At 66.0% G+C, this 23461-nt stretch carries 20 protein-coding genes; 12 read left to right on the top strand and 8 right to left on the bottom strand.

The window, feature by feature from the left end; translation table 11 throughout:
- The first annotated feature begins 71 nt into the window (after positions 1-71).
- Positions 72-1937 carry a sigma-54-dependent Fis family transcriptional regulator gene (locus AC0L30_RS18745; RefSeq protein ID WP_473404942.1) on the top strand — a complete coding sequence of 622 codons (1866 nt, stop codon included), beginning with the start codon at positions 72-74 and terminating at the stop codon, positions 1935-1937.
- A 211-nt stretch (positions 1938-2148) separates the two neighbouring features.
- Here AC0L30_RS18745 and AC0L30_RS18740 read toward each other — a convergent pair whose 3' ends face one another.
- Both AC0L30_RS18740 and AC0L30_RS18735 read right to left on the bottom strand, forming a co-directional pair.
- Entirely contained in the window at positions 2149-2718 is a 570-nt protein-coding gene (locus tag AC0L30_RS18740) for a flavin reductase family protein (protein ID WP_354169390.1), read from the bottom strand.
- 57 nt (positions 2719-2775) lie between these two features.
- Positions 2776-3873 carry an LLM class flavin-dependent oxidoreductase gene (locus AC0L30_RS18735; RefSeq protein ID WP_473404941.1) on the bottom strand — a complete coding sequence of 366 codons (1098 nt, stop codon included), beginning with the start codon at positions 3871-3873 and terminating at the stop codon, positions 2776-2778.
- A 239-nt stretch (positions 3874-4112) separates the two neighbouring features.
- Here AC0L30_RS18735 and AC0L30_RS18730 point away from each other — a divergent pair, with 239 nt between their 5' ends.
- The 3 genes from AC0L30_RS18730 (at position 4113) to poxB (ending at position 7490) form a co-directional block, all read left to right on the top strand.
- Positions 4113-5027 carry a 2-dehydro-3-deoxygalactonokinase gene (locus AC0L30_RS18730; RefSeq protein ID WP_473404940.1) on the top strand — a complete coding sequence of 305 codons (915 nt, stop codon included), beginning with the start codon at positions 4113-4115 and terminating at the stop codon, positions 5025-5027.
- Positions 5028-5040: 13 nt separating this feature from the next.
- Entirely contained in the window at positions 5041-5673 is a 633-nt protein-coding gene (locus AC0L30_RS18725) for a 2-dehydro-3-deoxy-6-phosphogalactonate aldolase (RefSeq protein ID WP_473404938.1), read from the top strand.
- 80 nt (positions 5674-5753) lie between these two features.
- Positions 5754-7490 (top strand): ubiquinone-dependent pyruvate dehydrogenase, encoded by a 1737-nt coding sequence (gene poxB, locus AC0L30_RS18720; protein WP_473404937.1) that lies wholly within the window; start codon positions 5754-5756, stop codon positions 7488-7490.
- Here poxB and AC0L30_RS18715 read toward each other — a convergent pair.
- Both AC0L30_RS18715 and AC0L30_RS18710 read right to left on the bottom strand, forming a co-directional pair.
- Complete coding sequence (locus AC0L30_RS18715; protein WP_219683019.1) at positions 7487-7852, bottom strand: hypothetical protein; 366 nt, start codon at positions 7850-7852, stop codon at positions 7487-7489. The genes poxB and AC0L30_RS18715 overlap by 4 nt on opposite strands.
- A gap of 68 nt (positions 7853-7920) precedes the next feature.
- A complete protein-coding gene (locus AC0L30_RS18710) occupies positions 7921-8829 on the bottom strand; it encodes a PaaI family thioesterase (protein ID WP_354169400.1) in 909 nt (302 codons plus the stop codon).
- 150 nt (positions 8830-8979) lie between these two features.
- Here AC0L30_RS18710 and AC0L30_RS18705 point away from each other — a divergent pair, with 150 nt between their 5' ends.
- Positions 8980-9300: a hypothetical protein gene (locus AC0L30_RS18705; RefSeq protein WP_007596563.1), complete on the top strand. Its 321-nt coding sequence runs from the start codon at positions 8980-8982 to the stop codon at positions 9298-9300.
- Positions 9301-9338: 38 nt separating this feature from the next.
- Here AC0L30_RS18705 and AC0L30_RS18700 read toward each other — a convergent pair whose 3' ends face one another.
- Positions 9339-10808 carry an amidase gene (locus AC0L30_RS18700; protein WP_473404936.1) on the bottom strand — a complete coding sequence of 490 codons (1470 nt, stop codon included), beginning with the start codon at positions 10806-10808 and terminating at the stop codon, positions 9339-9341.
- 125 nt (positions 10809-10933) lie between these two features.
- Complete coding sequence (gene atzD, locus AC0L30_RS18695) at positions 10934-12046, bottom strand: cyanuric acid amidohydrolase (protein WP_473404935.1); 1113 nt, start codon at positions 12044-12046, stop codon at positions 10934-10936.
- 399 nt (positions 12047-12445) lie between these two features.
- On the opposite strand from atzD, the gene AC0L30_RS18690 reads away from it, so the two are divergent.
- The 4 genes from AC0L30_RS18690 (at position 12446) to AC0L30_RS18675 (ending at position 17433) form a co-directional block, all read left to right on the top strand.
- A complete protein-coding gene (locus AC0L30_RS18690) occupies positions 12446-14782 on the top strand; it encodes a Tex family protein (RefSeq protein WP_007596557.1) in 2337 nt (778 codons plus the stop codon).
- A 300-nt stretch (positions 14783-15082) separates the two neighbouring features.
- Positions 15083-15586 carry a hypothetical protein gene (locus AC0L30_RS18685; protein WP_007596555.1) on the top strand — a complete coding sequence of 168 codons (504 nt, stop codon included), beginning with the start codon at positions 15083-15085 and terminating at the stop codon, positions 15584-15586.
- A 97-nt stretch (positions 15587-15683) separates the two neighbouring features.
- The gene (locus AC0L30_RS18680) at positions 15684-16376 is read left to right on the top strand and encodes a response regulator transcription factor (RefSeq protein ID WP_219683023.1); all 693 of its coding nucleotides are present in this window, start codon (positions 15684-15686) and stop codon (positions 16374-16376) included.
- The gene (locus AC0L30_RS18675; RefSeq protein ID WP_473404934.1) at positions 16363-17433 is read left to right on the top strand and encodes a sensor histidine kinase; all 1071 of its coding nucleotides are present in this window, start codon (positions 16363-16365) and stop codon (positions 17431-17433) included. The genes AC0L30_RS18680 and AC0L30_RS18675 overlap by 14 nt, the downstream gene beginning before the upstream one ends.
- Here AC0L30_RS18675 and AC0L30_RS18670 read toward each other — a convergent pair.
- Entirely contained in the window at positions 17430-17801 is a 372-nt protein-coding gene (locus tag AC0L30_RS18670; protein ID WP_007596549.1) for a response regulator transcription factor, read from the bottom strand. The genes AC0L30_RS18675 and AC0L30_RS18670 overlap by 4 nt on opposite strands.
- Positions 17798-18664: a S1C family serine protease gene (locus tag AC0L30_RS18665; RefSeq protein WP_007596547.1), complete on the bottom strand. Its 867-nt coding sequence runs from the start codon at positions 18662-18664 to the stop codon at positions 17798-17800. Before AC0L30_RS18665 ends, AC0L30_RS18670 begins: the two co-directional genes overlap by 4 nt.
- A gap of 199 nt (positions 18665-18863) precedes the next feature.
- Between AC0L30_RS18665 and AC0L30_RS18660 the strand changes: the two genes are divergently transcribed.
- The 3 genes from AC0L30_RS18660 to AC0L30_RS18650 all read left to right on the top strand — a co-directional run bounded on the left by AC0L30_RS18660 (position 18864) and on the right by AC0L30_RS18650 (position 23325).
- Positions 18864-19829: a VOC family protein gene (locus tag AC0L30_RS18660; RefSeq protein WP_473404933.1), complete on the top strand. Its 966-nt coding sequence runs from the start codon at positions 18864-18866 to the stop codon at positions 19827-19829.
- Between the two features lie 64 nt (positions 19830-19893).
- Entirely contained in the window at positions 19894-20769 is an 876-nt protein-coding gene (locus AC0L30_RS18655; protein WP_473404932.1) for a dihydrodipicolinate synthase family protein, read from the top strand.
- 231 nt (positions 20770-21000) lie between these two features.
- A complete protein-coding gene (locus AC0L30_RS18650; protein WP_473404931.1) occupies positions 21001-23325 on the top strand; it encodes a xanthine dehydrogenase family protein molybdopterin-binding subunit in 2325 nt (774 codons plus the stop codon).
- Positions 23326-23461: the final 136 nt, after the last annotated feature.

Below are 23461 nucleotides of genomic sequence, written 5' to 3'. Positions count from 1 at the left end.
CCGGTTCCCGATTGACATCCCCGCCTGCGGTGCCAGACTTTGCACAATAATACAGGGTGGAGACGTCCGCGATGGCCAGCCTTTCGGCCTCGAACCATGTCGCCCGTGTCTTGTCCGTCGCCAATCAGGTTGCAGACCGCTTGGCCGACGTCGATGCCTCTTCGCGCATTGCCAATTCCTGGCGGCGCTGCCTGGTCAGCCACAAGCTCGATCCCGCCCGCCAAGGCCCGCCGCAGACGCTGACCGAAGCCGAGATCCGGCATGTCGCCGAGCCGATGGAAGAGACGATCCGGCTTGCAACACCGGAGCTCGACGATCTCGCCCGGGTACTTCGCGATGCCGGTTATTGCGTCAACCTGGCGGACGTGAACGCAACCATGCTGTTCAGCCGCCTGCCCGGCGAGGCCGACGCACGACTGTTCATGGACTGGAAGATCTACACCGGCTCGAATTTCTCCGAGGCCTTTGAAGGCACCAATGGGCTCGGCACCGCGCTCGCCGAGCAGAAGCCGATCCTGGTACATCGCGACGAGCACTTTCGCGCGCAGTGGCACATGTTTTCCTGCGCCGTGACGCCGCTGTTCGACCAGGCCGGACGGCTCGCAGGCGCCGTGAACATCACCTCCTGCCGCGAGGACCTCGAACGCACCGCGCATCAGCTCGCGCTGGCGGTGACGATGGAGGCAACGCGGCGCATGGAGGGCGCGATCTTCCGCGGTCATTTCCGCAACGCCTGGATCGCGACCGTGCCGGGCGATGGCGGCAGCGGCCTGCTCGCCTATGACGACGATCGCCGCATCGTCGGCGCCTGCCGTTCGGCGCGCGCACTGCTGGGTCTCACCGACGGCTTGATCGCCTCCGGCATCGATCTGTCGCGCTATGTCAAATTCGACCATCCCGCCGCGCGCGACGCGGACGATCTCGTCGAGCTGCGCCGGGGCGATGGCAGTCCGTTGGGGCATGGCCATGTCGCGCCGCCGCTGCGGCCACGGCCGTCCACGCAGCGTCGTGACGTTCCTGTGGACCCCTTCGATGCGCTGCAGCGCCTCGCTGGCCGCGATCCAGGACTGATCAAGAGTGTAAAGCGGCTCAGACGCATCGGCGATCACAATCTGCCGGTGCTGCTGCATGGCGAGACCGGCGTCGGCAAGGATGTGTTCGCCCGTGCCATCCACGCAGCCGGCAATCGCGCGCGCCACAACTATGTCGCGCTGAACTGCGCTGCGATGCCGGACAGCCTGATCGATGCCGAGCTGTTCGGTTACGAGGCCGGCGCCTTCACCGGCGCGCGCCGCGACGGCTCGAAAGGCCTGATCGTGCAGGCCGACGGCGGCACGCTGTTCCTCGACGAGATCGGCGACATGCCGATTGCGCTGCAGACGCGGCTGCTACGGGTGCTGGAGAACCGCGAAGTCTGGCCGCTCGGCGCGCTGAAGCCCGTGCCGGTCGACATTCGCCTGATCAGCGCCACGCATCGCGATCTCGGCCGCATGGCCGAGGAGGGCGCCTTCCGCACCGACCTCTATTTTCGTCTCCGCGGCATGGAGGTGCGGCTGCCGGCCTTGCGCGAGCGCGCCGACCGCGACGACGTCATCCGCCAGATTGCGCGCGAGGAAGCGCCGAACTGTTCCCTCTCGGACGAGGCCTGGGCGCAGCTCTCGGCCTATCCCTATCCCGGCAACATGCGCCAGCTCCGGCACGTGCTGCGGCTCGCCGGCTGCACGGCGGAAGACGGTGTCATCACCGATGCCGACCTCGATTTGCCGCCGTTTGGTGGAAGGGCGGAGCCGGATCTCGCGGCGGCGGAGCGCGCCACGATCGTGGAGGCGTTGCGCGAGCATGGTGGTCGTGTGATCGAAGCGGCGCGCGCGCTGAAGCTCAGCCGCGCGACGCTCTATCGCAAGATCAAGCAGTTGAAGATAGAGACAGCGCAGTAGCACTCAGCTGCATGCGGCGAGCTTTCTTCCCCTCTCCCCCTGCGGGAGAGGGTGGCTCGCCGCGACAGCGGCGAGACGGGTGAGGGGTCTCTCTCCGCACCTGATTCTCTGGCTTCTGGATTCGCGGAGAGATACCCCTCATCCGGCGTTTCGCGCCACCTTCTCCCGCAAGGGGAGAAGGGAAGAGCGCACCATCAACGCCGCCGCTGCCTTACGAAAAATCGCTCCAGCTCAGATGTCGCGAGTCGAGGTCGCCGACGGTTACGGTGCCGCGGATTTCGCGCGGGGCGTGGAAGCTGCTGCGCAGATACACGAGCGGCGCCGCGCCGTCGGAATGCGATGCGCCGCGCACCTCGCCGACGAAGATCGAATGCGTCTTGGTCTCGAATTCCTGCGCCAGCACGCAGTCGAACGCGGCGACCGCATCCGTCAGCACCGGCGCGCCGGTCACCCCGCGCGTCCATTCCCCGAACGCAAAGCGGTCGTCGCCATTGACGCCCTTCTGGCCGCTGAAGGTCAGCGCCAGTGCCGCGTGGTCCTCGTGCAGGAAGTTGATCGCGAACGCGCCTTCCTCGCGGATACGCGCGTGCGCACTGGCGTTGCGGTTGACACACACGATCAGGGATGGCGGCGAGTCCGACAGTGAGCAGGCCGAGGTCACAGTCAACCCCGTGCGCTTGCCGTGCTCGGCGCCGACCGTCACCAGCGCGACGGCGCCGGCGCACTGGCGCATCGCCTCCTTGAAATCCTTGGCGTCGAAAGCACTGGCGTCCACGCTCACGCGGAAATCTCCGAAATGGATGCGGATGCGGCACGATCGCGCCGCACCCGCGTCGGGTCAAGCCGCCTTCTGCGCGGAGCCGAGATGCTTCAGGTGCGGCATCACCTCGTTCCTCAGCAGCGACAGCGAGTGATGCCAGGCTTCAGCCTTGTGCTTGTAGTCGAAGCCGAACACCAGCAGCACGCCGAAGCCGCCGACCTCCTCGTAGATCTTCTCGATTTTCTCGGCGACGGTCGCGGGCGAGCCGACGATCCAGTTCCGCTTGGCGCAATATTCGACGGTGACGTCGCTATCGGGCACGTCGGGCGCGTGCTTCAAATAGTCCTTGAAGCCGAAATGCCCGAGCAGCGGCAGGAAGTACTCGCCCATCATCCGGCCCATCATGTCGCCGGTCGAGAGCCTCCACGCTTCCTCGTCGGTATCAGCGACGAACACCTCGCGCACCAGCCGCCAATCCGCGCGGTCCGGCTTGCGTCCGGTCTTGGCGGCACCGGCTACGACCGAATCCCAATGACTGCCGACATAGGCCGGGTTGAGGTTGAGGCTCATCGGGATGAAGCCGCGCTCGCCGGCGAGCTTCAACGTGTCCGAGTTCTTCGAAAGACCGGCGACACCGATCGGCGGATGCGGCGTCTGCAACGGCTTGATGTGGGGTTTCAGGAAGTCGAACATCGTGTCCGGCTTGGTCACCGTCCAGAATTTGCCCTTGTAGGTCCAGGGCGCGGGATCGCTCCACATCTTCAGAATGATCTCCAGCGCCTCGCGCGTCATGTCGCGGTTCTGTCCGCTCATGCCGTCGACGTTGAACATGGCCCAGTCGCTCGGCAGGCCGCTAGCCGCGACGCCGAAATTGAGCCGCCCCCCGGAGAGATGATCGAGCATGGCGACGCGGTTGGCGAGCTCGGCGGGGTGGTGATAGGGCAGCAGGAAGCCGCCTGGTCCGATGCGAATATTCTTGGTCTGCATCAGCGCCTGTGCGATCAGAAGGTCTGGCGTGGGATTGGGTTCCCAGGGCGCGGTGTGGTGCTCGCCGACCCAGGCCTCCTGATAGCCGAGCTCGTCGAGCCAGCGCATGACCTGCAGGTCCCAGTCGTTCCCTTCCTTCAGGCCGCACTCCGGCGGGTGCGAAGGCATCGTGAAATAACCGATCTCCATGGGTTTCCTCTCCACAATTGACGCGTCTTGTTGCGCGGTTCACGGATGTGAGCAGAAACGCTTTAGCAAGCGGTGTGCCAGCTCTTCGCGAGTGGTGGGCCAGCGCGAACGGCGCCTCAGACCTGCGAGAAAAGGCTGGTTTGCGGCGGCAATAGCCGATATCCCGGGACAGATTTACGGGGCCTCGTCTCACTGTCGCGAGACGGCGTCTCGGCGGTGAGACGAGGATACGAATCGAGATGACTGAACCTGCCTATGTCGCGGTAGACTGGGGCACCAGCAGCTTCCGACTCTGGCTGATCGACCGCGCCGGCGAGGTGCTGGCCGAGCGCCGCAGCGATGAGGGCATGCTGGCCGCCGCGAAGGCCGGCTTTCCCGCCGTGCTGCAATCGCATCTCGCGGCAGTCGAGGCTCCCGATCATCTGCCCGTCCTCGTCTGCGGCATGGCCGGCGCGCGTACCGGCTGGGTCGAGGCCGGTTATGTCGACACGCCGGCACCACTCTCCGCTGTTCTGAAGCAGGCCGCGGGCGTGCCCGGCGAAGCGCGCGACATTCGCATCTTGCCGGGTATCGCGCAGCGCGATGCAAAAGCGCCGGACGTGATGCGCGGCGAGGAAACGCAGCTGCTCGGCGCGCTCGGGCTCGATGCCGCCGGCGAAGCGCTAGTCTGCATGCCCGGCACGCATTCGAAATGGGTGCGCGTGAAGGACGGCACGGTCGCGCATTTCTCCACCTTCATGACCGGCGAGCTCTTCAGCGTCGTGTCGCGCGAGACGATTTTGTCGCTTGCGGTCGCCGGCGCCGAAGACGCCGAGGATGTCGCGAGCTTCAAGGCGGCGGTGAAGGCCGCGTACGAAGCACCGGCCTTCGCGGCTAATTTTCTGTTCGGCGCGCGCTCGCGTCAGCTCCTGTTCGGGAGCACACCGGCCGCGGCGCGCGAAACGCTGTCGGGCACGTTGATCGGCGTCGAGCTGGCGGCGGGGCTTTCCGGCGCGATGTCGAAAGCTGGCATCACGCTGATTGCCTCGGGGCGGCTCGCGATGCTGTATAGGCTGGCTTTCGACGCGCTGTCGGTCGCCGTGAACCAGGTCGATGCCGATGAAGCGGTCCGCCGCGGTCTGTCGATGGCGGCTGCCGCGATCTGGACGCAATGAGAGGACTGTCGAGATGAGCGTTCCCTTTCCGGCGATGAAGCGGCCACTGGTCGCGATCCTGCGCGGCGTGAAGCCCGAGGAAACGCAGGCTATCGTCGGCGTGCTGATCGAAGCCGGCATGACCGCAATCGAGATTCCGCTGAACTCGCCCGACCCGTTCCGCTCCATCGCAACAGCCGTGAAACAGGCGCCGGCCGATGTGCTGATCGGCGCCGGCACAGTGCTGACCACTCCGGATGTCGATCGGCTCAACGATGTCGGCGGCAAGCTGATGGTGTCGCCGAATGTCGACACACAAGTGCTCACGCGTGCACATCAGTACGCCATGGTGACATTGCCGGGCGTGTTTTCGCCGACCGAGGCACTGCTTGCCGCGCGCTCCGGCGCGTCGGGCCTGAAATTCTTTCCCGCCAGCGTGCTCGGCGCGTCCGGTATCGCTGCGATCCGTGCCGTGCTGCCGGCCGGGGCGATGATCGCCGCCGTCGGCGGCGTCTCCGAGCAGAATTTCGCGGAGTACATCATGGGCGGCGTCACCGCGTTCGGGCTCGGCTCCAGCCTCTACAAGCCCGGCATGACGGCAACGGACGTTGCCGCTCGCGCAAAGGTGACGATTGCGGCCTACGATCGGGCGATTGCGAAAGACTGAAACGGCAATAAACAAGCCGTGATGCCGTCACACCCGGGCTTTATCCTATCTTGCCGCAGAAGCGAGATCAGGAGACCGACATGGCGATCAACAACGTGGCCGATTTGTTCGTGGCAACGCTCGAACAGGCCGGCGTCAAGCGCATCTACGGCATCGTCGGCGACAGCCTGAATGCGTTGACCGAAGCGCTGCGGCGGCGCGGAACGATCGAGTGGATCCATGTCCGGCATGAAGAGGTTGCGGCCTTTGCCGCGGCCGGCGAAGCGGAGATGACGGGCAGTCTTGCGGTGTGCGCGGGCTCGTGCGGTCCCGGCAATCTGCATCTGATCAACGGCCTGTTCGATGCCCATCGCAGTCGCGTTCCCGTGCTGGCGATCGCCGCACAGATCCCGACCGCCGAGATCGGCAGCGGCTATTTCCAGGAGACCCATCCGCAAAACCTGTTCCGCGAGTGCAGCCATTATTGCGAGCTGGTCTCCGATCCGAGTCAGCTGCCCTACGTGCTGGAAAACGCTATCCGTGCGGCTGTCGGCATGCGCGGCGTTGCCGTCGTCGCCATGCCGGGCGACGTCGCCTTCCGCAGCCCACCGAAGCGCGCGCTGTCGACGGCGCGTGGCCTTGCGCTGTCGGCGCCGAAGGTCGTGCCGCAGGCCGATGAGCTGAAGGTGCTCGCGGACCTCTTGAACGGCGCCGAACGCATCACCCTGTTCTGCGGCCGCGGCTGCGCTGGCGCGCATGCGCCGCTGATGCAGCTTGCGGAAGCCTTGAAGAGCCCGATCGTGCATGCGCTGGGCGGCAAAGAACATGTCGAATACGACAATCCCTACGACGTCGGCATGACCGGCTTCATCGGCTTCTCCTCCGGCTATGCCGCCATGCACGCCTGCGACGCGCTCGTGATGCTCGGCACTGATTTTCCCTACAAGCAGTTCTTCCCGACCGATGCGAAGATCGCGCAGATCGACATCCGTCCGGAAAATCTCGGGCGGCGCTGCAAGATCGATCTCGGCCTTGTCGGCGACGTCAAGCTCACCATCGAGGCGCTGCTGCCGCTGCTCGAGGCCAAGACGCGGCGCAAGCATCTCGACGATGCGATCGCGCTTTACAAGAAGGCACGCGAGGGCCTGGACTCGCTCGCGAAGGGCACGCCCGGAGCCAAGCCGATCCATCCGCAATATCTCGCAAAGGTCATCAGCGACCATGCCAGCGATGATGCGGTGTTCACCGCCGATGTCGGCACGCCGACGGTGTGGGCCGCGCGCTATCTCGACATGAACGGCCGCCGCCGGCTGATCGGCTCGTTCGTGCACGGCTCGATGGCCAACGCAATGCCGCAGGCGATCGGCGCGCAGGCCGCGCAGCCCGGCCGCCAGGTGATCTCGCTCTCAGGCGACGGCGGCTTCACCATGCTGATGGGCGATCTGATCACGCTGACCCAGATGAAGCTGCCGGTGAAGGTGGTCATCTTCAACAACGGCGTGCTCGGCTTCGTCGCACTGGAGATGAAGGCGGCCGGCTTCGTCGACACCAATGTCGATCTGGAAAACCCGGACTTCGCGGCGATGGCGCGCGCGATGGGCATCCTTGCAAGGCGCGTCGAGGATCCCGGCGAGCTCCCGGGCGCCATGAAAGAGATGCTGGCCCACGACGGGCCGGCGCTGCTCGATGTCGTCACCGCCAAGCAGGAGCTGTCGATGCCGCCGACCATCACGCCCGAACAGATCAAGGGCTTCAGCCTCTGGGTCTTGCGCGCCGTGATGAACGGCCGCGGCGACGAGGTCGTCGATCTCGCCAAGACCAATCTGCTGCCGCGCTAACCGCGCTTGACCGACGGTACGGGCAGCCGCTCATGGCGGCGCTGGAAGCGTTGCCAGTGCAGCACGATGCCGATCAGCAGCGCCGGCACGAAGCCGAGCGCGATCAGGAAGTGCGGCAGCTGGGCCGGTGAGATGAACGCGATGGCGATGTCGGAGATCAGCCAGAGCGCGGCGAACATCACCGCGAAATCGGTGCGCGGGCAGCGCAGATAGTAGAACACGGCAGTGATGACGACGGCGGGTCCGATGGCGATGCCGATCATCACCGTCGTCAGCTCCTTCGGCGTCAGCGCGTCGAGCACCATCGCTGCCAGCAGCCAGAGCGCGGCGAACATGGCGACGATGTCGAGCGGATGCCGCAACCCAATACCTCTCGCAGAAAACGCACTATCGTTGTGGCCCGGACCTTGGCCGTCAAGGGAAAATGCGCCTATTCCTCGTCGTTTCCGGGCGTCGGCCGCAGCATGAAATGGCCGAAGGCGGTGGCGATCGGCTTGTTCGCATCGTCCTGCCAGGCTCGCGCCTCGAAGGCGACGATGCGCCGGCCCTGCTTCACGATCGAGACGTTGGCGAAGGTGTCGAGCGCGCGGCCGGAGCGCAGATAGTTGACGGTCAGTCCGATCGGCTTGGGCAGTGCGGCGGCGCCGAGCTCGCGCGCCACTCCGAAGATCGCGGTGGTCTCGAGGAAGGCGCCGGTCATGCCGCCATGGATCGCAGGCAGGATCGGATTGCCGATGATCTTTGGCGAGAACGGCATTGTCAGCGTGTCGTCGTCGTTGACGCGAATGCCGAGGCAGCGCGCGAACGGGCTGTTGGCGAACGGGCCTTCCGGATCGTCCGGCGCCTCCAGCGTCGAGATGCCGGGCGAATCTGTCCTGCGATCCGCGAGCATGTTGGTGCGGTTGGCGCCGATCATGAAACAGGCGGTCGCGGTCGCGACCGGATCGTCCTCGGACTCCTGATAGGCGGTGGAGCGCACGAAGGCGATCGAACGCGTGGTGCGGTAGCAGACCGAATGCGCCTTGATGTCGAGGCCCGGCGTTGCCGGCTTCTGATAGTCGATGCGCAGATCGAGCGTCGCGATTGCGCTCGTGCCGTCGAGCGCGAGCTGCACGGCCATGCCGCAGCTCTCGTCCAGCATCGCGGTGACGACCCCGCCATGCAGCACGCCGGTCTCGGTGTCGCCGACGAAGACGGGCCGGTAGGGCAGGCTGGACCAGGCCTCGCGAGGTGCGAAGCGGTCGAGCTGGAGTCCGCTGATCTGGCCGTAATCGGAGCGGCGGCCCTTGATCGCCTCGGCGAGGTCCTCGAACGAAAGTGTGGTCGGTGAGCTGGACATGAGGACGTTCTAAACCAGCGGCGGGCGCGGTGCAAAACCCCGGATGGGCGTCCCGCGGCAGGAGTTCCGAGGCCGGTTTGGCCTCGACAGGGCCGGCCGAAGCAACGATGGTGGGCGCCTCGTTCGTTCGACCAGCCGCAAGGAGTGCCCATGGCCGATCCCGAAATGCCCGCCACCAGCCAGGGGCCCGTCATCATTTCGACCTCGAGCTCGGAGCGGGCGCCGATCATCTATTTCGACGGTGCGTCCTGCTTCGGCCACCACAACGGCGCTATCCAGATCGAGCTTGCTGCGAACCTTCTGATGCCGGTCGGCGCCGCCGTCAGGGTCGACGTGGTCCAGACCGCGCATCTGCGCTGCAGCGTGGCCGCCGCGCTGGCCCTGCGCGAAGCGCTCGACAAGGCATTGGCGATGTACCAGCAGGGTCAGCAGGAGCCCCGGCCGGAGGAAATTCCGACGGTGAAGAACTGAGGCAAGCGGCGGATCGCAAGTTAATGCGATCAACTCGCTCAGCTCACATGCACCTTCGGCTTCCTGCCATCGTTCCACTTGCCGTCGAGCGCGCGCTCGATCTGGGCGGCGAGTTGCAGCAGCAGGCCGTCATTGGCCTGTTTCGCAATCGCCTGGATGCCGAGCGGCAGGCCGTGGTCCTGCGTGGCCATCGGCATCGAGATCGCCGGCATGCCGCAGAGATTGGCGAGCGGCGTGAAGGCGAAGAAGCGCCAGAGATTGCCGAACCAGTCGAGCACGTCAGGATTGTCGGAGATGGTGAGATATTCCCGGGTGCCGACCTTCGGCGTCGGCAGCGCGGTGATCGGCGTCAGGATCACGTCCCACTGCTCGAAGAAGGCGCCGAAGGCGCGTGAGGTCGTGTTGAACACGCCTTGCATCTTCGCCCGCTCGGCGAAGCTCGTATGCCGGCCGGCTTCCCAGATCCGGATGTTCATGGGCTCGATGAGGTCTTCCGGGGGCCGCTCCAGCCCGCGCGCGGCGAGCATGTTGGAGATTACCACGGCAAAATTCGAGATATAGCAGGTGGTCTGCGCCTTGAACGCGGCGCGGAAGTCGAGCTCGGGCAGGCCGTAGTCGACGTGATGGCCGAGGCCTTCGAGGAAGCGGCCGGCCTTTGCCAGCTCGGCCGCGATCTCTGGCGTCGCGGTGTAGTCGCCCCAGCTGTGCGACAGCGCGATGCGAAGTTTTGACGGATCGCGTTTGATCATCTCGGAGTATGGTTGCGCCGTGGTCCAGAACGGCATGAACTCGCCCGGCGCCGCTCCCCTGGCATGGTCGACGAAGGCGGCGGTGTCGCGCACCGAGCGCGACTGGCAACCCTGGATCGAGACGAGGCCGGTGAGATCGGACATGTGCGGTGCGAGCGAGAACACGCCGCGCGAGACTTTCAGGCCGATATTGCCGTTGACGCCGGCGGGAATGCGGATAGAGCCGCCGCCGTCGGTCGCATGCGCGATCGGCACCACGCCGGCCGCCACCATCGCGGCGCTGCCGGCCGAGGAGCCGCAGGTGGTGTAGTCGGTGTCCCAGGGATTGCGCGTGACATAGACGGCCGGATTGTCGGCCGAGCTGCATACGCCGAATTCCGGCGTCGTGGTGCGTCCGATCAGGTTCAGTCCGGACTGGCGGAATTTGCCGGTCAGGAACGTGTCGGCGTTGGCGCGATTGCCGCGCATCAGCAGCGAGCCCATCTCCTGGAGCCGGCCCTTCATGGTCGGGCCGAGGTCCTTCATCAGGAAGGGCAGGCCGGCGAACGGGCCGGCAAGATTGGCGCCGTCCTTGGCCGGATCGGCGATCACGTCATCGAACAGCTCGACCACGCCCGACAGTGCCGGATTGACCTTGGCAACGCCCGCAGCGGCCTGACGCGCCAACTCCTTTGCCGTGAGCTCGCCCTTGCGGACGCGCGCGGCCAGTCCCACGCCATCGTGCTGCGCCCATTCGTTCCAGCTCATCGGGAAAGTCATGCGATCCAAACCTCTTCGTGCGGCGCCACCTTAGTTTCGCACGGGAACATTTTAATCAACTGAGGCGGCGCGAAGGGCAGGGTTGCGCGGGATGGAGAGGTAATCCTCCATTGCATGCGCACGCATCAATCCGAGAGCTTTGCGATCACCGCGACCGGCCCGCCGCCAGCGGGGCCCTGGTGCTCGGCGCCGCCGGAGACGTAGACCGCCCCGGTGCCGGCGAGGCCGGCAATCAGGCCGCCGACGGCAGCCCGGGCGTGGCGCGTCGAGCTGATATCGGTATCTTCCAGCATGGTGTGGCGGAAGCCGCGCACGCTGCCATCAGGCGAGGCCTCGGCCTTGGCGAAGATGTTGACGAGCTCGCGGCCGGTCGTCGTCTGCGGCGCGGCACAGAGCCCAACGCTCTCCAGCGCCGCGAGCACGGCGGCAGCGTCGATCGCATCGCTCATCACGGCATGCCCGATCTCGAATTCGCTCGTCGAGGACATCGAATTGCCGAGCACGATGACGACGTTGTGCATCAGCTCGATTCCGGACGAGGTCGAGGCGACGTTCGAAAACAGATCGTAGCGCCGCAGCACGTCGTCGTCTCGTAGGTCGGTTGCGATCTCGCCGAGCGCGACTGCAACCCCGAGCGCGGAGGCGCCGCGCGAATAGGCCATCGAACTGTAGGCGCTGGTCGTCGCCGTCTTGTGGCCGCGCGCATTCGCCGCTTCGACGCGCTCGCTGGTGAGCAGCGGGCATTTGATCTGCACGAAATGGACGTCGGCGGGATCGGCGATCCCGGCATCCGCCATCGCGGCCTTCACGGCCTTGGCTGTCTCCGTGATCTGAGCGGAGCGGCCGAGCTCTTCAGGGAGAAAATCCCGCGTGTGCGCCATGCCGATGCTCAGGCGCTTGCCCGAGATGCCCGGCGGGCGCTGCTGGACGTCCTGGCGCGTGAACACCGTGATGTGCGGGCTAAGCACGCCCTCGGTGCCGCCGGACATCACGAAAGCGATGCGCTGCTCGACCTCCTGCGGCGACAGGCCGAGCTGCGGCGCCAGCGCCGTGCACAGCGCGGCAACGGCATATTCCCGGGTAAAGTCGTTGACGCCGCCATTGCCTTCGGTCTTGCCGAGGATGGCCAGGATGGATGCCGGATCAATCGCGCCGGAGCCGATCATGGCCATCAATCCGGAGACGTCGCCGGGGCCTTTGGTGGCGACCTTGAAGACGCCGACCGATGTCGTCCGCATTGTAGTCCTCACATGGGGTTCAGGAGCCCGGCCGACAAAACAGCCGTCGAACCGGGGCGCCTGTCAAGGTGTCGAGGCAATCCATCGTCGTCCCGGCGAAAGCCAGGACCCATTACCCCACGGAGAAGTTTGGCGAAGGCTCGTCGTTCGGTATTGATACCGCCCATGGTCGATGGATTCCGCGGTATGGGTCCTGGCTTTCGCCAGGACGACGACGGAAGATGTGCGTCGTCTTGGCCGTACCCACGATTGTGGCGAGATCGCATCGCTTCGACAAAAAATCCCTTGTCGACGGCCGCTCGCTGCACCTTGATGAATCAACCTCGATTGGTCCATAAGCGGCGTCCCGCAGCCGGTGGTTCGCCTCCGCGATGCGTGCTTGGATAGAGGGGTTCTCGCGTGGCAAATATCAACCAGAAAATTGCGCAGGAGCTTGGGGTTCGGGCGGAGCAGGTCGAGGCGACAGTGGCGCTGCTCGACGGCGGCGCCACGGTTCCCTTCATCGCCCGCTACCGCAAGGAAGCGACCGGTGCGCTCGACGATGCGCAATTGCGCACGCTGGAGGAGCGCCTGGGTTACCTGCGCGAGCTCGAGGACCGCCGCAAGGCCATCCTCGAATCGGTCCGCGAGCAGGGCAAGCTCGATGCCGCGCTGGAAGCCTCCATTCTCGCCGCCGACAGCAAGGCACGCCTCGAAGACATCTATCTGCCGTTCAAGCCGAAGCGCCGCACCAAGGCGGAGATCGCCAAGGAAGCCGGCCTCGAGCCGCTCGCCAATCAGCTCATGGCCGACCCCACCAACGATCCGAAGGTCGTCGCTGAGGCCTTCGTCAATGCCGAGAAGGGTGTTGCTGATGCCGCTGCGGCGCTCGACGGCGCCCGCGCCATCCTCGTCGAGCGTTTCGACGAAGACGCCGACCTGATCGGCGCGCTTCGCGAAGAGGTGTGGACCAATGCGCGCATGGCCTCCAAGGTGCGCGACGGCAAGAAGACCGAGGGCGAAAAGTTTGCCGATTATTTCGAGTTCTCCGAGCCGCTGACGAAGCTGCCCTCGCACCGCATCCTCGCGATGTTCCGCGGCGAGAAGGAAGAGATCCTCGATCTCCAGATCCAGGCCGAGGCCGAAGCATCGCCGCCGGGCGTGCCGAGCGTCTATGAGCTGAAGATCATGAAGCGGTTCGGCATCGCCGACCTCAAGCGCGCCGGCGACCGCTGGATGATCGACACCGTGCGCTGGGCCTGGCGCACCAAGATCCAGGTGCATCTCAACATCGACCTGCGCATGCGGCTGTGGAATGCGGCCGAGACCGAAGCCGTGCGCGTGTTCGCCTCGAACCTGCGCGACCTCCTGCTGGCCGCGCCGGCCGGCACCCGCGTCACCATGGGACTCGATCCCGGCTTCCGCACCGGCGTCAAGGTTGCCGTCACCGATGCGACCGGCAAGGTGGTGGATACTGCCGTGATCTATCCGCACGAGCCGCAGCGACAGTGGAACGAGGCGCTTGCGATCCTCGGCAAGCTCGCATTGAAGCATCGCGTCGAGCTGATCGCGATCGGCAACGGCACCGCCTCGCGCGAGACCGACAAGCTCGCGGCCGACCTCGTCAAGGGCCTGCCCGACTTGAAGATGACCAAGATCGTGGTGTCGGAAGCTGGCGCGTCGGTCTATTCGGCCTCGGCTTTCGCCTCGGAGGAGTTGCCGGGCCTCGATGTCACCCTGCGCGGTGCGGTGTCAATCGCGCGGCGGCTCCAGGATCCGCTCGCCGAGCTCGTCAAGATCGAACCTAAGGCGATCGGCGTCGGCCAGTACCAGCACGACCTCGGTCAGGCCAAGCTCGCCAAATCACTCGACGCCGTGGTCGAAGACTGCGTGAACGCGGTCGGCGTCGACGTCAACACCGCCTCGGCACCACTGCTCGCGCGCGTGTCGGGCGTCGGTTCCGGCCTTGCCTCGAGCATCGTGGCACACCGCGACGCCAACGGTCCGTTCAAGTCGCGCAAGGCGCTGAAGGACGTGCCGCGGCTCGGCCCCAAGGCGTTCGAGCAGTGCGCGGGCTTCCTGCGCATCCTCGGCGGCGAGGACCCGCTCGACGCCTCCGGCGTGCATCCGGAAGCGTATCCGGTGGTGCGCCGGATTCTCAGCGCCACCAAAAGCGACATCAAGGCGCTGATCGGCAGCAGCGACATCGTTCGCACGCTGAAGCCGAAAGACTTTGTGGACGAGACGTTTGGTCTGCCGACCGTCACCGACATCCTGCGCGAGCTCGAGAAGCCCGGCCGCGACCCGCGTCCGGCGTTCAAGGCCGCGGTGTTCATGGACGGCGTCGAGGAGATCAAGCACCTCAAGAAGGGCATGATCCTCGAGGGTACCGTGACCAACGTCGCCGCGTTCGGCGCCTTCGTCGACATCGGCGTGCACCAGGACGGCCTCGTGCACATCTCGGCGATGTCCAGGACCTACATCAAGGATCCACGCGAGGTGGTGAAGCCCGGCGACATCGTCAAGGTGAAGGTGCTGGACTTCGAGGTCGCGCGCAAGCGCATCTCGCTGACGCTGCGGCTCGACGACGAGGTCGGCGCCAAGAAGGACGCGCCCGGCATGCAGCGGGACAACAGCTCGCGCAATCCGTCCCGTATGACCTCGTCGGCCCCGCGCCAGCAGGAATCTTCCGGCGGCGGCGCCCTCGCGGAAGCGCTGCGCCGCGCGGCCGAGAAAAACGGCGGCAAGAGGGCGTAGCTTCTAACCTCTCCCCGCTCTTCTGCTGGGAGGTGTCGGATCGCTGCTCGATATATCGAGAGTTCTATCCGCGTCGTCATTGCGAGCGCAGCGAAGCAATCCAGAATCTTTCCGCGGCGGGACTCTGGATTGCTTCGTCGCAAGGGCTCCTCGCAATGACGAGGAGAGAGCGCGGGTCCGTCTCCCTAACTTCCGCGTCAGAATCTGGCGCGTTTGTAAGTTGAAGGTGCCGGTCCCTTCCTCTCATCTGATCCTTCTCGCGCGGCAGAAATATCGCCGCGCAGTACGGAGGATGCTTCGATGGACAACAGGCTTTTCAAAGGCCTCACCGCGGTGACGATCGCAGCGGTGATGGCGCTCGCTTCACCGGTGCTCGCCCGTGGCGGCGGTGGAGGCGGCGGCCACGGCGGTGGTGGTTTTGGCGGCGGAGGTCATGGCGGCTTTGGCGGTGGCGGGCATTTCGGTGGCGGCGGCATGCACGCGGGAGGCTTTGGCGGCGGCATGCACGCCGGTGGCTTCGGCGGCATGCACGTTGGCGGCATGGGTGGCGCCCGTTTCGCCCATGTCGGCGGACCGGGCTTCGGCGGCGCCCGCTTCGCGCATGCGGCGATCGGGCCGCGCTTCGCTGGTTCCGGCTGGCACGGCAGGCCCTTCATCGGCCGCCACGCCTTCTTCCGGCACCACCATCGCTTCTTCTTCGGAGCACCTTTCATCTATGCCGGCTACAATGACGGCTGTTGGCGCAGGAGCTGGACGCCCTATGGGTGGCAATGGGTCAATGTGTGCGGAGACTCTTGGTACTAGCATCGCCGTACCGCACCATTGTCGCGATCGTCATCGGACGGTTCCGCTCAGCCCCGGAACGGGATAGTCTGGTGGCGATCGTCGCGCGGAGTTTGTCATGTCCGGAGGTCACCGCCGCATTCTGGTCGTCGAGGACGATGCGGAAACCGCAGGCCAGCTCGTCGAGGAGCTGACGATTTCCGGCTACGACGTCGATCTCGCCGCCACCGGGCGCGAGGCCCTCAGCCACGGCGCCGCGCGCGACTATGCCGTGATCACCATCGACCGCATGCTGCCCGACATCGACGGCATCAGCGTGATGCGCCAGTTGCGCGACGACGGCATCGCCGCGCCGTTCCTGATCATCTCCGCACTTGGCGAAGTCGACGACCGCGTGCGCGGCTTGCGCGCCGGCGGCGACGATTATCTGGTCAAGCCGTTCTCCTTCACCGAATTGCTGGCGCGGCTGGAGGCGCTCGGCCGGCGCAGCGACACCGTTGCCAAGGAGACCATCCTGCGGGTTGGCGATCTCGCCGTCGACCTGATCGCACGTAGCGCGAGCCGCCGCGGCCGGAAGATTCCGCTGTTGCCGCGGGAATTCCAACTGCTCGAATATCTCGTCCGCAACGAGGGCCGCGTCGTCTCGCGTGCGATGCTGCTCCAGCATGTCTGGGATCTGCATTTCGATCCCTCCACCAACATCATCGACGTCTATGTCGGGCGCGTCCGTCGCAAGGTCGATGATGCCCAGGCCTATCCGCTGATCCACACCATCCGCGGCATCGGATATTGTCTCCGTGCTCCTGGCTAAAACGCTCCGCTCCTCGACCTTCCGCCTTGCGCTGATCGCGATCGCAGCATTTGGGCTGATCGTCGCGGCGATCATGGCCTATGTCTATTTCGGCACGATCGCCTATGTGCAGAGCCGTATCGGCGATGCCGGCGACCACAGCAGCTTCACCGCGATGATCGAGCTCGCGATGGCCGCTGTCGCCGTGCTGATGCTGGTGCTCGCCGGGCTCGCCGCGGTGCTGGTGACGCGCCGCACGGTCGGGCGAATCGAGGAGATCAACGCCACCAGCCGCGCCATCATGATGTCGGGCCTCGACCAGCGCATTCCCTTGCGCGGCAGTCACGACGAGTGGGACCGCGTCGCCGAAAACCTCAACCAGATGCTCGACCGCATCGAGACACTGATGGGCGAGGTCAAGCAGGTCAGCGACAACGTCGCCCATGATTTGCGTACGCCGCTGACGCGCATGCGGGGCCGGCTGGAGAAGGCCTATCACGCCCCTCGCAATGGCGAGGCCGACGCGGCTCTGATTGGTGACACCATCGCCGATCTCGACGCGGTGCTCGGCATGTTTGCCTCGATCACCCGCATCTCGGAGATCGAGACCCGCGCCCGCCGCAGCGCGTTTCGCACGCTTGATCTCGCCGAAATCGCCGGCGAGGTCGTCGAGCTCTACGATGCCGCCGCCGAACAGGTCGCGACTCGGCTCAGTCTGGGCGGCGATCGCGAGGTGGCGATCACGGGCGATCGCGACCTCCTGTTCGACGCCATCGCCAATCTCGTCGACAACGCGATCAAGCACGGCTGCGAAGGCGGGCAGGTGATCGTCACCTGCCGCCGCACCGACGGCGGTGCGACGATCGCGATCGCCGACGATGGTCCCGGCATTCCCACTGATGAGCGCGATCATGTGTTCAAGCGCTTCTACCGGCTCGAACAGAGTCGCTACACCCCCGGCGGCCTCGGCTTAAGCTTGGTCGCCGCGGTCGCCCGCCTCCATGGCGCCGAGATTGCCCTGCACGACAACGCGCCGGGGCTGACGGTTCAGCTCAGCTTCCCGCCGCACCTGCCCTAGAGTTCGATCACGCCGCGGCGTGCCGCATGTGCCACCGCATCGGTTCGGCCGGTGGCGTCGAGCTTGTCGAGCAGCGAGCCGACATGGAATTTGACCGTGTGGACGGAAATGCCGAGCTGACGCGCGATCATCTTGTTGGAGCCACCTTCCGCCATCAACGCCAGCACATCGAGCTCGCGCTGTGTCAGCGCGATGTCCTCAGGCATGATGCGCGGATCGCGGGTGACAATCGTCGCGGCCGCCTTCTCGCCGGGTTCGGCGAGGCGAAGCCCGGCGATATGGCCGAGCAGAGCCGCCAGGCGATCGGCGAGGGCGGGATCGTCGATCTCCAAGGCCAGAACGATCTCGGGGGCGATATCCTCGCTCACGCCGCCGGCCTCTCGCCGATCGTGACCTTGAAGCTGACCGGTTCGCCGCCGCGGCGCGCCGCGATATCGACCACCGCGCCCACGCTCGCCGGACCCAGCGTCCGCGACAGTGCACGCACGCCGGACAGCTTCTGGTCGTTGACGGCGACGATGACGTCGCCCTGGCGGATGCCGGCCGCCGCCGAAGGGCCGGCCTTGTCGACATTCATCACCATCGCGCCGACGCCGTCGTCGAGCCGGACCGGCTGCAGCCCGAGGCCGAGATATCCGCGTGCGATGCGGCCGCGCGCCTCTAACTGGGCCGCGACCCGCTCGATCGTCGCTGTCGGGATCACCAGCACACGCCTCGGGCCGAGCACGGCCATGCCGAAGGCTTCGCCCGATGCATCGAGCGCGAGGCCGCCCTGCTGGCTAGAGCGCAAGCGGACGTCGAGCTCGATCCGCGCGTCGATGTCGCCGCCGCGCAAGGAGCGCCAGCTCTTGCCGGACAGCGACACCATGCCGAGCGCGGCGCTCGGCGCATCGCGGTTGGTGGCGACAACAACCGACAACGCGCCGAGGGGCGGCACAATTGTGGCCAGCTTGACCGGGGCAATCGCGCTATCGACGCGCAGCAGTGCGACATCCGTCGTATGGTCGCGGCCTGCGATCGTGGCGGCCGCGGTGCTGCCGTCGGGGAGGCCGATCTCGACGTCGCCCTCGTCGGCCAGCGCCTCGTCGGCGGTGACGATCAGGCCGGGTTTCCAGACGAAGCCGGTGGCGCGGGAGCGATGCGAATGCACGGCGACGACGGAGGGCGCGGTGCGCGCCACGACGTCAGCGAGCGCCGACGATAGGGAGGTCAGGGGAGTTGAGTCGGTCATGGGGGGCTCCTGTAAGCTGCGCCCAATCTGGGATGTCGCGGCCGATTGTGAAACTGGCCGGATGGCCAGGAAATGAGCAGGGAAAGCTGGTCCGTAAGACCACGGCCGACGAACATGTGATTGGGAGCCGCTCACGGCAACGTGTAGCAATCGAGAAATTGCGCCGCACGGCCCTAAACCTTTCAGCGAGCCCTGACCGATGACCATCGACCTCACCCGCCGCACCCTGCTTCAACTCGCCGGCGCCACCTCGCTTGCAATGGCGGCGGCGGGCGCGGCGCGCGCCGAGGGCGCACCACAGGGCGGTGGGCCGACCTACGCCAGCCGCACCCCGATGCGGGTCGGCATGGTGACGCTCCGGGTGAAGAGTCTCGACAAGGTTGCGGACTACTATCGCGACGTCATCGGACTCACCGTGATGGAGCGCTCGGCAACTGCTGCAAGGCTCGGCACGGCCGGTATCACCCTGCTGGCGCTGGAGTCCCGTCCTGATGCCGAGATCGAGCCGCGCAACGCCGCCGGCCTTTACCACACCGCCTTCCTGATGCCGACCCGCAAGGACTTGGCGCGCTGGCTGGTAGCAGCCGCTTCGCATCGCGTGCCGCTGTCGGGCTTTGCCGATCACCTCGTTAGCGAATCCGTCTATCTCGACGACCCCGAAGGCAACGGCATCGAGGTCTATGCCGACCGCGATCCCTCGCAATGGCAGTGGAGCGAGGGCAGCGTGAAGATGGCGGCCGACGAGCTCAACATTCCCGAGCTGCTGTCGCTGACCAATACGCGCGTGCCTGATTATGCCAAGGCGCCCGACGGAATGCGCATCGGCCACATGCATCTGCGCGTCGGCGACCTCACGCAGGCTGAGCGCTTCTATCACGGTGCCATCGGCCTGGACCCGACCCGCAGCCGCAACGGCGCCGCGTTCCTGTCGTCGGGGCACTATCATCATCACCTCGGCATGAACGTCTGGCAGAGCCAGGGTGCCGGCCAACGCGACGATCAGGCAACGGGGCTCGCCTGGTTTTCGCTGGTGACGGAGAAGCCGGACCTGCTTGCCGCTCAAGACGAACGCCTGCGCAAGGGCGGCGCGAAAGTCACGGCGCTGGCGAATGGCGTGGAGGCGATCGATCCCTGGGGCACGCGGGTGCGGCTGATCAGGGTTTGATCGCGGGCGCGAGCGTTGGTAAGACCGGTCAGGCGCAAGCCAGTTTCCGGGATTTACAGCTGACATGTCCGATTTTCGCGGCGTCTTCCCCTATCTCGTCTCGCCCGTCGCTGCCGACGGCGCAGTGCGGACGAACGTGCTCGCAAGGCTCTGCGACGATCTGATAAGCGCCGGCGTCCACGGTCTGACCCCGCTCGGCTCGACCGGCGAGTTCGCCTATCTCAATGCCGCCCAACGCACCGCGGTCGTGCAGACCACGATCGAGGCGGCAAGGGGACGCGTGCCTGTCGTCGCGGGCGTGGCCTCCACCTCGACGGCTGACGCCGTGGCGCAGGCGAAGGCGTATCAGAAGCTCGGTGCCGACGGCATTCTGGCGATCCTGGAAGCGTATTTCCCCCTCGCCGATGCCCAAATCGAATCCTATTTTCGCGCCATCGCGGATGCCGTGGACATCCCCGTCGTGATCTACACCAATCCGCAATTCCAGCGCTCCGATCTCACCCTCGACACCATCGCGCGCCTCGCCGAGCATCCGCGCATCGGCTACATCAAGGACGCCTCGACCAACACCGGCCGGCTGCTCTCGATCATGAACCGCTGCGGCGATGCCTTGCGGGTGTTCTCGGCCTCCGCCCACATTCCGGCCGCGGTGATGCTGATCGGCGGGCTCGGCTGGATGGCGGGCCCCGCCTGTATCATCCCACGCCAGAGCGTCGCGCTCTACGATCTCTGCAAGGCTGGCCGCTGGGACGAGGCGATGGCGCTCCAACGCAAGCTGTGGCGCATCAACGAGGCTTTTGCCCGCTTCAACCTGGCGGCTTGCATCAAGGCCGGCTTGGCCATCCAGGGCTACGACGTCGGCGATCCCGTCCCGCCGCAGACCGCTCTCACCGCCGATGCGCGCAAGGTCGTGGAAGCGGCCTTGCGGGAGTTGGCGTAGCCATCCCCTCTCGTCATGGCCGGGCATAGCCGTCCGAAGGACGGCGTCGCTTTCGCTCGCCTATGTCCCGGCTATCCACGCGCTTCCACACGAAAAGTACGTGGATGCCCGGGACAAGCCCGGGCATGACGAAATCGCGGATATACCGCCTAAAAGCGCGGCTGGTATGCCCTTGATCGATCCGCTAAAAAGCGGCCCGCAGTTTCGAAAAGACCCTGAGGACCCCACGGAATGAACATTCTTCCCGGCAATTTGCGTTTCGGAGCGGGGCAGCCCGTCAAGCGTTTGGAAGACCAGCGACTGCTCACCGGGAAGGGACAGTTCATCGACGACAAGCCGGAAGATGGCGCGCTGTGGTTGTACCTGCTGCGCTCGCCGCATGCCCACGCGAAGATCGTCTCGATCGACACGGCCGCCGCCACGGCGATGCCTGGCGTGACCGCGGTCTACACCGGCGCCGACCTCGTCAAGGACGACATCGGAATCATCCCGACCTTGAGTATCTTCAAGCGCCCCGACGGCAAGCCGATGACGGTGCCGCCACGCCGCCTGCTGGCGCACGAAATCGTGCGCTATGCGGGCGAGGCCGTGGCCGCCGTGGTGGCCTCCTCGCGTGCCGACGCGCAGAGCGCGGCCGAAGCGATCGTGGTCGAATATGACGTGCAGCCGGCCGTGGTCGATCCCGTCGAGGCGGTCAAGCCCGGTGCGCCATTGGTGTGGCCGGAGGCGCCCGACAACATCGTCGGCGCGATGAGCTACGGCGATGCCGCCAAGGTGGACGAGGCTTTTGCCAAGGCGGCGCATACCGTCGAGCTCGATCTCGTCAGCCAGCGCCTGGTGCCGTCGGCCATGGAGCCGCGCTCGACCATTGCCGAGATCGACAAGACGTCCGGCCGCCTTCTGCTGCATGTGCAGTCGCAGACGCCCGCCTCGACCCGCGACGTGCTGGCCGAGGCCGTGCTGAAGCGGCCGAAGGACAGCGTGCGCGTCCTGGTCGGCGATATCGGCGGCGGCTTTGGCCAGAAGACCAACCTCTATCCCGAGGACGGCATCGTTGCTTACGCCGCAACCAAGCTGAACAAAAAAATCCGCTGGCGCGGCGATCGCACCGACGAGTTCGTCGGCGGCACCCATGGCCGCGATCTGACCTCGACCGCTTCCTTCGCACTCGACGAGAAAGGCAAGGTGCTGGCCTATCGCGTCAGCTCGATCGGCTGTACCGGCGCGTATTCCTCGGGCGCGGCCAACATCATTCCGCTGGTGCTGGGGCCGTTCGTGCAGACCGGCGTCTACGATTTGCCGCTGGTGCATTTCGAGGTGAAGTCGGTGATGACCCACACCGCGCCGGTCGGCGCCTATCGTGGTGCGGGCCGGCCCGAGGCCGTGTTCATCGTCGAGCGCCTGTTCGACGCTGCCGCGCGAAAAATCGGCATGGACCCGCGCGCGATCCGGAAAGCCAACTACATCAAGCCGGCGCAACTGCCCTACACCAATGCTGCGGGGCAGGTTTACGACTCCGGCGCCTTCGCGCACATGCTCGATCGCGCCGTGAAGCTTGCGGACTGGGACGGCTTTGCCGCGCGCAAGAAGGCCGCGAAGAAGAAGGGCCTGCTCTACGGCCGTGGGCTCACCTCCTATATCGAATGGACCGGCGGTCGTGCCCACACCGAGAAGGTCAGCCTGCACGCGACCGCGCAGGGCCGCGTCGTCCTGCATTCCGGCACCATGGCGATGGGGCAGGGGCTGCAGACCACCTACACCCAGATGATCTCCGACACGCTCGGCATTGCCATGGACAAGATCGACGTGGTCCAGGGCGATACTGATCTGGCGATGGGCTTCGGCAGCGTCGGATCGCGTTCGCTGTTCGTCGGCGGCACGGCGGTCGCGGTCTCCTCCAACGATCTGATCCAGAAGGCGCGCGAGAAGGCGGCGAACGTGCTGGAGACCTCGATCGAGGACATCGAATACCAGGGCGGCATGCTCACCGTGGTCGGCACCGACCGCCGCATCAGCCTGTTCGACATTGCCGAGAAAGAAGGCGGCGCGAAACTCAGCGTCGATTCCGAAGGCGAGGTCGACGGTCCGAGCTGGCCGAACGGCACCCATATCTGCGAGGTCGAGATCGACCCCGAGACCGGCGTGTCCAAGGTCGTGCGCTACACCACCGTCGACGACGTCGGTGTCGCCGTGAACCCGATGCTAGTGAGCGGCCAGATCCACGGCGGCGTCGCACAGGGCATCGGTCAGGCGCTGTATGAGGGCGTGTCCTATGATGCCGACGGCCAGCTGCTCACCGCGAGCTATCAGGACTATTGCATCCCGCGCGCCGACGACGTTCCGCCGATCGTTGTGACGCTGGACGATTCCGCGCCCTGCCGCACCAATCCGCTCGGCGCCAAGGGCTGCGGCGAATCCGGCGCCATCGGCGGTCCGCCCTGCGTCACCAACGGTGTGATGGATGCGCTCGCCGAACTCGGCATCACCCAGCTGAATACGCCGCTGACGCCGCAGAAGATCTGGCAGGCGATCCGGGATGCGAAGGTGGGCGGTTAGCGGCCATTGTCGTGCTGGCTGTCGCCACAAATCCAACTCGTGGGGGGGGGGGGGGGGGGGGGGGGGCGCCCCCGGGGGGGGGGGGGGGGGGGGGGGAAAAAAAAAAAAAAAAAAAAAGAAAAAAAAAAAAAAAATA

The sequence above is a fragment of the Bradyrhizobium sp. MI1.11 genome (genome assembly GCF_055811255.1).
Note: the sequence above shows the minus strand (reverse complement) of the source record. Positions and strands in the feature narration are given on the sequence as shown.

Bases quoted from the DNA above. Each gene is read 5' to 3' on its own strand.
- AC0L30_RS18745 (WP_473404942.1), top strand. From the start codon at position 72: ATGGCCAGCCTTTCGGCCTCGAACCATGTCGCCCGTGTCTTGTCCGTC.
- AC0L30_RS18735 (WP_473404941.1), bottom strand. From the start codon at position 3,873: ATGGAGATCGGTTATTTCACGATGCCTTCGCACCCGCCGGAGTGCGGC.
- AC0L30_RS18730 (WP_473404940.1), top strand. From the start codon at position 4,113: ATGACTGAACCTGCCTATGTCGCGGTAGACTGGGGCACCAGCAGCTTC.
- AC0L30_RS18725 (WP_473404938.1), top strand. From the start codon at position 5,041: ATGAGCGTTCCCTTTCCGGCGATGAAGCGGCCACTGGTCGCGATCCTG.
- poxB (WP_473404937.1), top strand. From the start codon at position 5,754: ATGGCGATCAACAACGTGGCCGATTTGTTCGTGGCAACGCTCGAACAG.
- AC0L30_RS18710 (WP_354169400.1), bottom strand. From the start codon at position 8,829: ATGTCCAGCTCACCGACCACACTTTCGTTCGAGGACCTCGCCGAGGCG.
- AC0L30_RS18705 (WP_007596563.1), top strand. From the start codon at position 8,980: ATGGCCGATCCCGAAATGCCCGCCACCAGCCAGGGGCCCGTCATCATT.
- AC0L30_RS18700 (WP_473404936.1), bottom strand. From the start codon at position 10,808: ATGACTTTCCCGATGAGCTGGAACGAATGGGCGCAGCACGATGGCGTG.
- atzD (WP_473404935.1), bottom strand. From the start codon at position 12,046: ATGCGGACGACATCGGTCGGCGTCTTCAAGGTCGCCACCAAAGGCCCC.
- AC0L30_RS18685 (WP_007596555.1), top strand. From the start codon at position 15,083: ATGGACAACAGGCTTTTCAAAGGCCTCACCGCGGTGACGATCGCAGCG.
- AC0L30_RS18680 (WP_219683023.1), top strand. From the start codon at position 15,684: ATGTCCGGAGGTCACCGCCGCATTCTGGTCGTCGAGGACGATGCGGAA.
- AC0L30_RS18665 (WP_007596547.1), bottom strand. From the start codon at position 18,664: ATGACCGACTCAACTCCCCTGACCTCCCTATCGTCGGCGCTCGCTGAC.
- AC0L30_RS18660 (WP_473404933.1), top strand. From the start codon at position 18,864: ATGACCATCGACCTCACCCGCCGCACCCTGCTTCAACTCGCCGGCGCC.
- AC0L30_RS18655 (WP_473404932.1), top strand. From the start codon at position 19,894: ATGTCCGATTTTCGCGGCGTCTTCCCCTATCTCGTCTCGCCCGTCGCT.
- AC0L30_RS18650 (WP_473404931.1), top strand. From the start codon at position 21,001: ATGAACATTCTTCCCGGCAATTTGCGTTTCGGAGCGGGGCAGCCCGTC.